6 protein-coding genes are annotated in these 9672 nt (G+C 70.7%); all 6 read right to left on the reverse strand.

Features of this window, described 5'->3' with window-relative positions; genetic code table 11:
• On the reverse strand, positions 1–400 hold a 400-nt coding region (locus AB0C29_RS19600), incomplete at its 3' end, for a 2-phospho-L-lactate transferase CofD family protein (protein WP_360822002.1).
• A 50-nt stretch (positions 401–450) separates the two neighbouring features.
• Positions 451–1347, reverse strand: coding sequence for an RNase adapter RapZ (gene rapZ / locus AB0C29_RS19605; RefSeq protein ID WP_360822008.1), 897 nt, complete (start codon positions 1345–1347; stop codon positions 451–453).
• 225 nt (positions 1348–1572) lie between these two features.
• Positions 1573–3891, reverse strand: a complete 2319-nt coding sequence (gene uvrC, locus AB0C29_RS19610) for an excinuclease ABC subunit UvrC (protein WP_360822004.1) — start codon at positions 3889–3891, stop codon at positions 1573–1575.
• 141 nt (positions 3892–4032) lie between these two features.
• Positions 4033–4581 (reverse strand): Rieske (2Fe-2S) protein, encoded by a 549-nt coding sequence (locus AB0C29_RS19615; RefSeq protein ID WP_360547813.1) that lies wholly within the window; start codon positions 4579–4581, stop codon positions 4033–4035.
• 207 nt (positions 4582–4788) lie between these two features.
• A complete protein-coding gene (gene uvrA / locus AB0C29_RS19620; RefSeq protein WP_360822006.1) occupies positions 4789–7746 on the reverse strand; it encodes an excinuclease ABC subunit UvrA in 2958 nt (985 codons plus the stop codon).
• Positions 7747–7856: 110 nt separating this feature from the next.
• Positions 7857–9644 carry a glycosyltransferase 87 family protein gene (locus tag AB0C29_RS19625; protein WP_360822010.1) on the reverse strand — a complete coding sequence of 596 codons (1788 nt, stop codon included), beginning with the start codon at positions 9642–9644 and terminating at the stop codon, positions 7857–7859.
• Between the last annotated feature and the right edge of the window lie 28 nt (positions 9645–9672).

Here is a 9672-nt window from a genome sequence, read left to right on the forward strand (position 1 = left end):
CGAAGTCGCAGTCCGCGCCGGTCCCGGCTCCCGAACCGACCGCAGCTTCCGGGCCGCCGCTGCCGAAGTCGGTGCCGGCACCGCGCCGGTCGGGCTTGCCGACGAGGGCGAACCGGTGCTGCATGAGCGCCACCGTGCGCTGATGGCCAGGATCGTCACCGGCCAGCGCCGCGAGGGCCATCCGCAGGTCACCCGGCGGCAGCTGGGCGTCGCGTTCCGCCCGCAGCCGCCCGCTCGACCCGCCGTTGTCCCCCACCGTCACCACGGCGGTGATGTCGAGGTCCAGGTGGGGCGCGCAGTTCCGCAGCCCGCGCAGGGACGCCGCGAGCCCGTGCCCGCCCCCGAACGCCACGACCTTGATGCGGCGCCGCTTGGTCTCGTCGCTGGAACCGGCGGTCACACCGCGTTGCTCTGCCGGGCTGCTGCCCGGCCCCGCCGGCTGCGCCGCCGTCACTCCCGCCCCAGGTCGCGGTGCGAGGAATGAGCGGACAGGCGGATGTCGCGCAGCTGCGCCGTGAGCTCCTCGGCGATCGCGACGCTGCGGTGCTTGCCGCCGGTGCAGCCGACCGCCACCGTCAGGTAGCGCTTGCCCTCACGCTCGAAGCCGGGCGCCGTCGCGGCGATCAGGCCCGCGTACGTGCCGACGAAGTCGTGGGCGCCTTCCTGGCCGAGCACGTAGCTGCTGACGCCCTCTTCCAGGCCGGTGTGCTCGCGCAGCTCCGGCACCCAGAACGGGTTCGGCAGGAAGCGCGCGTCCATCACATAGTCGGCGTCGGGCGGCAGGCCGTACTTGAAGCCGAACGAGAGCACGGTGATGCGCAGCCGCCGGGCGTCCTCGCCGCCGAACAGCTCCTCGACGCGGCGCCGGAGCTGGTTCACGTTCAGGTGGCTGGTGTCGATGATCACGTCGGACTGCTCGCGCGCCTCTTCGAGCAGCTTGCGCTCGGCGGCGATGCCGTCGGCGAGACGGCCGTCGCCCTGCAGCGGGTGCGAGCGCCGGACGGATTCGAAGCGCCGGATCAGCACCTCGTCGTCGGCGTCGACGAACACGACGCGCGGCGAGAAGCCGCGCTCCTTGAGCGCGCGGACCGCGCCGGCCAGGTCGGTGGAGAAGGCCCGGCTGCGGACGTCGAGGACCATTGCCGTACGGCGGGCAGCCCCGCCGGCCTCGAAGGCGAGCTGGGCCATGTCGAGCATGAGCGCCTGCGGCAGGTTGTCGACGACGTAGAAGCCGACGTTCTCCAGGGCGCGGGCGACCGTGCTGCGGCCGCCACCGGACACCCCGGTCACCACCACGAGGTCGGTACCGGCCTCGTCGGGCGTCAGCTCCGGAACGAACTCCGGCATCGACTCGGTCACGCACTCCTCCTGAACCGCACTGCGCCTGCGCCCCCTCCGGGCGGACACTGCATCCTAGGCCGAAGCGTCGACCCGGTACCGCCGGACGTGGTGTCCTTTACCCGATCCGGTGCCCGAAGGGTCCCGCAAGCCACCCCGATCGGCCCACCCGGTGAACGGCGTCCCCACCGCCCGTATTCCGTCACCACCCGCGGCGCCGGCGGAATGATCGCGTCAAGGCCGTTCCAGCGCTGACACGGACGACTCCTCCGGCCCGGGATCAGCCGGCGGGTCGCCGAGGTCCACGGTGTCGGGGGTCGGGATGCGCGGCCGCGCGGCCCTGTTGCGATTGGCTCCCGCCTTCGTCTTTCCCGCGCCGCCGGTCGCCGGTGTGGCCGGGTCCGGTGCGGGGTCGCCGGCCTTCGTGGTGTCGGCCAGGGCAGCCAGGACCGCCTCCGCTGTCCGGCGGCCGATGCCCGGGACCTCGGTGATCTCCTCCGGTGTGGCCTGCCCGAGCCGCTTCAACGAGCCGAAGTGCCGCAGCAGCGCCTTGCGTCGCGTCTCCCCCAGCCCGGCAATGTTGTCGAGCGCGGACGCGGTCATGCGCTTGGAGCGCCGCTGCCGGTGGAACGTGATGGCGAAGCGGTGGGCCTCGTCGCGCACCCGCTGGAGCAGATAGAGGGCCTCGGAGGTGCGGGGCAGGATCACCGGGAAGTCCTCGCCCGGCAGCCACACCTCCTCCAGCCGCTTGGCCAGGCCACACAGAGCCACGTCGGTGATGCCGAGGTCGGACAGGACCGCGGCGACCGCGTTGACCTGCGGCTGGCCGCCGTCGACGACGACCAGGTTGGGCGGGTAGGCGAAACGACGCGGCCGCCCGGTCAGCGGATCGATGCCCGGCAGTTCATGGGTGACCGGCTCCGAGCCGTCAGCCTTAGCAGCGACGTCGGCCAGGGGATCGGCAGGACCACCCGCCAGGCCGCCGCCCAGGCGATCATCGGATCCACCAGCCGCGTCACCGCCCAGACGATCAGCCGGGGCATCGGCCAGGCGATCGGCCCGATCATCAGCCGGGGCATCGGCCGGGCTGTCGGCCAAGGACTCGCCCAGGGCGTCGGACGGTGGTGCGGAGCCGCCCGGTGCGGCCTCGGCGCGGTAGCGGGCGAACCGCCGCCGCATCACCTCGCTCATCGCCGCCAGGTCGTCGGTGCCTGAGCCGTCCGGGTTTCCGCGGACCGCGAAGCGCCGGTATTCACTCTTGCGGGCCAGGCCGTCCTCGAAGACCACCATGCTGGCCACCACGTCAGTGCCCTGGATCTGGGACACGTCGAAGCATTCGATGCGCAGCGGCGCCGTTTCCATGCCCAGCGCCTCGGCGATCTCGTCGAGGGCCTTGCTGCGGGTGGTCAGGTCGCCGGCTCGGCGCAGCTTGTGCCGGGCCAGGGACTCGCCGGCGTTGCGGGCGACCGTCTCCAGCAGGGAACGTTTGTCGCCGCGCTGGGGCACGCGCAGGCTGACCCGGCTGCCGCGGTGCTCGGTGAGCCACTTCTCCAGCGCTTCGGCGTCGGGCGGCAGGGCGGGGACGAGCAGCTCCCGGGGGACGTCGTTCTCGCCGTGCTCGTCGCCGTACACCTGGGTGCAGAAGTGGTGCACGAGGTCTCCCGTGCTGAGGTCCTCGACCTTTTCCACGACCCAGCCGCGCTGGCCGCGGACGCGGCCGTCGCGGACGTGGAAGACCTGCACCGCCGCTTCGAGCGGGTCCTCGGCGAAGGCGACGACGTCGGCGTCGGTGCCGTCGCCGAGCACGACGGTCTGCTTCTCCATGGCCTTGCGCAGGGCGGCGATGTCGTCGCGGAGCCGGGCCGCCTTCTCGAACTCGAGCTGCTCGGACATCTGCATCATGTCGCGTTCGAGGCGCTTGACGAACGTGTCGGTGCGCCCGGCCATGAAGTCGCAGAAGTCGTCGACGATCTCCCGGTGCTCGGCGGCGGAGACGGTGCCGACGCAGGGCGCCGAGCATTTGCCGATGTAGCCCAGCAGGCAGGGACGGCCGATCTGGCCGGCGCGCTTGAACACGCCGCTGGAGCAGGTGCGGGCCGGGAAGACGCGCAGCAGCAGGTCGAGGGTCTCGCGGATGGCCCAGGCGTGCGAGTACGGCCCGAAGTAGCGCACGCCCTTGCGTTTGGCACCCCGCATGACCTGCAGCCGGGGGTATTCCTCGTTGAGCGTGACGGCGAGGAACGGGTACGACTTGTCGTCGCGGTACTTCACGTTGAAGCGCGGGTCGAACTCCTTGATCCAGGAGAACTCCAGCTGCAGCGCCTCGACCTCGCTGCTGACGGTCACCCAGTCGACGGCGGCCGCGGTGGTGACCATCTGCTGGGTGCGCGCGTGCAGGCTGAACGTGTCGGCGAAGTACGAATTCAGCCGGCTGCGCAGGCTCTTCGCCTTGCCCACGTAGATGACGCGGCCGGTGGGGTCACGGAAGCGGTAGACACCGGGGGCGTCCGGAATGGTCCCGGGCGCCGGCCGGTAGCTGGACGGGTCAGGCACGACTCAACACTAGTGCGGACCCCTGACATGATTATCCGACCGGAGGCCCGTTGCCGCCGCCACGGCGTCGGGCCTCCGGCCGGAGAGTGTCGGGGCCGGCGGTGTCGGCAGGATCACGCCGGCCCCAGTTCTCGGGTCGCCTCAGGCGGCGACGATGTTGTCGCCGTCCACCTTGACCTTGGTCTCGGGCAGCGGCTTCTTGGCCGGGCCGCCGGTCGGCGCGCCGTCCTCGATGGAGAAAGTGCTGTTGTGGCACGGGCAGGTGATCACGCCACCGTCGACCTTGCTCACGTCGCAGCCCTGGTGGGTGCAGACCTTGCTGAACGCCTTGAAGGTGCCCGAGGCGGGCTGGGTGATGACGTAGTCGCCCTTGATGATGCCGCCGCCCTCGGGGATGTCCGCGACCAGCGCGAGCGCCGCGCCACCGGAGTTGCCGCCCGAGTCGCCGCCGGAGGTCGAGCCGGTGTCGGCGCCCTTGCTGCCGGCCGGCGCGGGGTTGTTGCTGAAGTCGCCGCCGCTGGAGCCGTTGCTGCCGGCGCCGCCGGTGTCGGTGCCACAGGCGGCCAGCAGGCAGCCGGCGCCGAGCGCGGTGGCTCCGGCCAGCACGACGCGGCGCGACGATCCCGCTCCCCCGCAGGCCGGCTGGACGGCGGTGATCTCGGCGTCGGGCCTCGTCTGCACGTCAGTCATCTGTTCCGAACCCTTCCCGTACCCCTGATCCGCGTGCTTGCGTCACGCGGCGTTGCTTGTACATACGCTGCCATCCGCGATGTGGTTCATGGGCCGGGTGGAAAAAATCAGCGTGGATGCTGCGTTTCGCCGTAGTTTCGGGCACGTCGCCAGGCCCGCCCCTGGTAGCGGGGCGGGCGGACGGCGTAGCTGTGTGTTACCTGTGGATCAAACGGCGGCCTTGGCCCGGGACCGGGTGGCCCGGGGCTTGGTCACCGTCTTCGGGGCGCCGTTGGCCTTGGCCGCGCGGGCCAGTGCGGCGGCCGCGCCGGCCGGCTCGCCGGTGAGGCCGAGCATCGGGCGCAGGAACTGCCCGGTGTGGCTGTCGGGCACGTCGGCCAGCTCCTCGGGGGTGCCGGTGGCCAGCACCAGACCGCCCTTGTGGCCGCCCTCGGGGCCCATGTCGATCAGCCAGTCGGCGTTCTTGATCACGTCGAGGTTGTGCTCGATGGTGATGACCGTGTTGCCCTTGTCGACCAGGCCGTTGAGCACCAGCAGCAGCTTGCGGATGTCCTCGAAGTGCAGGCCGGTGGTCGGCTCGTCGAGCACGTAGACCGTGCGGCCGGTGGAGCGCTTCTGCAGCTCGGAGGCGAGCTTGACGCGCTGCGCCTCGCCACCGGACAGGGTCGGCGCGGGCTGACCCAGCCGCACATAGCCCAGGCCGACGTCGACCAGGGTCTTGAGGTGGCGGTGGATCGAGGTGATGGGCTCGAAGAAGGTCGCGGCCTCCTCGATCGGCATCTCCAGCACCTCGGAGATCGTCTTGCCCTTGTAGTGCACCTCGAGGGTCTCCCGGTTGTACCGGGCGCCCTTGCACACCTCGCAGGGGACGTAGACGTCCGGCAGGAAGTTCATCTCGATCTTGATCGTGCCGTCGCCGGAGCAGTTCTCGCAGCGGCCGCCCTTGACGTTGAACGAGAACCGGCCGGGACCGTAGCCGCGCACCTTGGCCTCGACGGTCTCCGCGAACAGCTTGCGGATGTTGTCGAACACACCGGTGTAGGTGGCGGGGTTGGACCGCGGGGTGCGGCCGATCGGCGACTGGTCCACGCCGACGACCTTGTCGACGTGCTCCAGCCCGGAGATCCGGGTGTGCCGGCCCGGCACCATCCGGGCGCCGTTGATCTGGTTGGCCAGCACGGTGTAGAGGATGTCGTTGACCAGCGTCGACTTGCCCGAGCCGCTGACCCCGGTGACCGCGATGAACTGCCCCAGCGGGAAGCCGACGGTGATGTCGCGCAGGTTGTGCTCACGCGCGCCCTGCACGATCAGCTCGCGGCCCGGCGTGTGCGGGCGGCGGGTGGCCGGCATGGGGATCTTCTTGCGGCCGGAGAGGTACGCCCCCGTCGGGGACTCCTTGTTGGCCAGCAGACCCTTGACCGAGCCGCTGTGCACGATGTTGCCGCCGTGCTCACCGGCACCGGGGCCGATGTCGACGATCCAGTCGGCGGTCCGGATGGTGTCCTCGTCGTGCTCGACCACGATCAGCGTGTTGCCCAGCTTCTTGAGCCGGACCAGCGTCTCGATGAGCCGGTGGTTGTCGCGCTGGTGCAGGCCGATCGACGGCTCGTCCAGGACATACAGCACGCCGACCAGGCCGGAGCCGATCTGGGTGGCCAGCCGGATGCGCTGGGCCTCGCCACCGGACAGGGTGCCGGCGCCGCGGTCCAGCGACAGGTAGTCCAGGCCGACGTCGACCAGGAAGCGCAACCGGGCGTTGATCTCCTTGAGCACCCGCTCGGCGATCATCTTCTCGCGGTCGGTGAGCTCGATGGTGGCCAGCAGCTCGGCGCACTCGCCGACGGACAGGTTGCAGATCTCGGCGATGCTCTTGCCGGCGATCGTGACCGCCAGCACCTCGGGCTTGAGCCGGGCGCCGGAGCACGTCGGGCACGGCACCTCGCGCATGTAGCCCTCGTACTTGTCGCGGGACCAGTCGCTCTCGGTGTCGCTGTGCCGGCGCTCGATCCACTGCACCACACCCTCGAAGCCGGTGTAGTAGGAGCGCTCACGGCCGTACTTGTTGCGGTAGCGGACGTGGACCTGGTCCTCGGAGCCGTACAGGATCGTCTTCTGGGCCCGGCTCGGCAGCTGCCGCCAGGGGGTGTCGACGCTGAACTTCTCGGCCTTGGCCAGGGCCTCCAGCAGCCGCAGGAAGTACTCCATGGTGGAACCGCCGGACCAGGGCTGGATCGCGCCCTCGCGCAGGGTGCGCTCCTCGTCCGGCACGATCAGCTCCGGGTCGACCTCCTTCTTGGTGCCCAGGCCGGTGCATTCCGGGCAGGCGCCGTAGGGCGCGTTGAAGGAGAAGACCCGCGGCTCGAGGTCCTCGATCGCCAGCGGGTGGTCGTTGGGGCAGGCCAGGTGCTCGGAGAAGCGGCGCTCGCGGTTCGGGTCGTCCTCGGGCAGGTCGACGAAGTCGAGCAGCACGATGCCGCCGGACAGCGCCAGCGTCGCCTCGACCGAGTCGGTGAGGCGCTGCTTGCTGCTGGCCTTGACCGAGAGCCGGTCGACGACCACCTCGATGGTGTGCTTCTCCTGCTTCTTGAGCTTCGGCGGCTCGGCCAGCGGGTGCACCACGCCGTCGACCCGGGCCCGGGCGTAGCCCTTGGACTGCAGCTCGGCGAAGAGGTCGACGTACTCACCCTTGCGGCCGCGGATCACCGGCGCGAGCACCATGAAGCGGGTGCCCTCCTTCATCGCCAGGACCCGGTCGACGATCTGCTGCGGCGACTGCTTGCTGATCCGCTCACCGCAGACCGGGCAGTGCGGGATGCCGGTACGGGCGAAGAGCAGCCGCAGGTAGTCGTACACCTCGGTGATCGTGCCGACGGTGGAGCGCGGGTTACGTGAGGTCGACTTCTGGTCGATGGACACGGCCGGGGACAGGCCCTCGATGAAGTCGACGTCGGGCTTGTCCATCTGCCCGAGGAACTGCCGCGCGTACGACGACAGCGACTCCACGTAACGGCGCTGGCCCTCCGCGAAGATGGTGTCGAAGGCGAGGCTGGACTTGCCCGAGCCGCTGAGACCGGTGAACACGATCATCGCGTCGCGGGGCAGGTCGAGGTTGACGTCGCGCAGGTTGTGCTCCCGCGCGCCGCGAATGATCAGTCGGTCGGCCACAGCCAGCCACTCCGTAACGTCAAGACAATGGGCGCCGCCACCCTAGCCACGGGGTACGACAAGTTTTCCGCCAGCGAACTACAGCGCCGTGGACGGGACCGGCATTCCCGTCACCCGGACGGGCGAACGATGTCCCGTACGTCCCACAGCTGAACCCCGCCGACCTGCTGCGGAGCCTTCCCGAGCAGGTCGGTGAGGGTTTTTTCGAGCAGGTCGTGGTGCGGGGTGCCCGGCACGAGCACCACCACCGCGGCCCGCCAGTAGCTCAGGTCGTTCTTGGCGGCCATCCGGTCGGCGACCGTGACCACCGGCATCCGACCGTACGCCCCCGCGATGCGTAACAGGTCGGAGGTGCGCCGGGGTGCGGCGTTCCAGGAGCCGGTGTTGTTCAGCGGCGGGTCCGCCGGGCCCATGAAGTAGCCCCGCGGAACCCGGTAATCCAGCCCGGACAGCGCGAACCACCGCATCCCGGCCCGGCCCGTGGTGACCTCGGGCAACGGCACGGTCACCAGGGTGCGCTCGTCGCTGACGTAGTCGCGCCACATCTGCTGGGCGATGAACGGCGGCAGCGGGTCGGCGGCGACCACCGGCAGCGGCTTGGGCAGCACCGGCACGATCGCCACGGCCAGGCCGACCCAGAACGCGGTCTGCCGGCGCCGGGTCAGCGCGGGCACCCGGTCGGCGGCCAGCGCCAGCAGCAGGCCGATGATCGTCGTGGTCACCATCGCGAACCGGGTGACGCTGACCAGGTCGATCACCGGCACGTGGGCGATCAGCGCGAACGGCAGCGGGATGCCGGTGTCGTAACCACCGACGCGCAGCTCAGGGCCCATCGACATGATCAGCAGGACCAGGCCGGCGATCGCCGCGGCCCGGGCGGCCAGGTTGCGCCACACCAGCACCAGCGAGACGACGAGCAACACCAGCAGCGGTACGCCGTAGAAGGTGTTCTCCTCCGTCGGGCTGACGCTCAACTCCCGGGCGATCGCCGCGTTGCCGGCCAGCGACTGCCGCGCGTACGCGCCCAGCGACAGCAGGTCGGTGACGAACTTGCCCGGCTCGAACGGCTGCCCGCTGTAACTCTGCGGCCCGGTGAACTGGAACCACAGCGGGTACGCCAGCGGCACCAGCGCGGTGATGCCCGCCACACCCAGCCCGGCCAGGAACCGGCGCCAGTAGCCCCGCACCTCCGACCACGCCAGCGCCGCGTACGCGATCACGAAAGCGCCCAGCGTCAGCGCCGTGAACAGCAGGACTTCCTCGTTGATGAAGACCTGCAGCACGATCAGCAGCCCGAGCACGACCCCGCCGCGGACGGCCCGGCCGGGCTCGCGCAGCCGCAGCACCTGCCAGACGATGAACGGCACGACGAACTGCGAGACGAAGTTGATGTGCCCGTTGGCGTGCGACACCATCGTCGGCGCGAACCCGCACCACAGGCCACCGATCCAGGCGGCCCGGCGGCTCTCGACCAGGTGCCGGGACAGCACCCAGTACCAGGCGAAGGCCGTACCAGCGAGACCCAGCGTGAGCAGCAGCACGACCGTGACGCCCACGCCCAGCCAGTGGGTGACCGGGGCCATCGGCACGCTGAGCGCCAGCTCCGAGGTGTTGGCCATCATGTTGACGCCGCCGGGCACGTTCATCCGGTCGCTGAACAGCGGATTCGCCCCGTGGAAGAGGACCCGCTCGCCGTGCGCCATGGCGAAGGCGAAGAAGCCGTGGTCGTCGTCGTTGTGCGACAGCACCCGGCCGGCCGGATCGATCCAGAGCTGGATCAGCACCAGCACGCCGAGCGTGAGATAGCTGGTCAGCGCCCAGAGGTCGGGGCGGCGGCGCCGCGCGGGCGGGGGCGCCGCCGCGGCCGGGAGGCCGCGCTCGTCGAGGTCCTCTTCCACCGCGGGGACCGGTGAATTGTGCCAGAGG

This window comes from Actinoplanes sp. NPDC048791, from assembly GCF_040650095.1.
Classification (GTDB): domain Bacteria; phylum Actinomycetota; class Actinomycetes; order Mycobacteriales; family Micromonosporaceae; genus Actinoplanes.

Bases quoted from the DNA above. Each gene is read 5' to 3' on its own strand.
- rapZ (WP_360822008.1), bottom strand. From the start codon at position 1,347: ATGCCGGAGTTCGTTCCGGAGCTGACGCCCGACGAGGCCGGTACCGAC.
- AB0C29_RS19615 (WP_360547813.1), bottom strand. From the start codon at position 4,581: ATGACTGACGTGCAGACGAGGCCCGACGCCGAGATCACCGCCGTCCAG.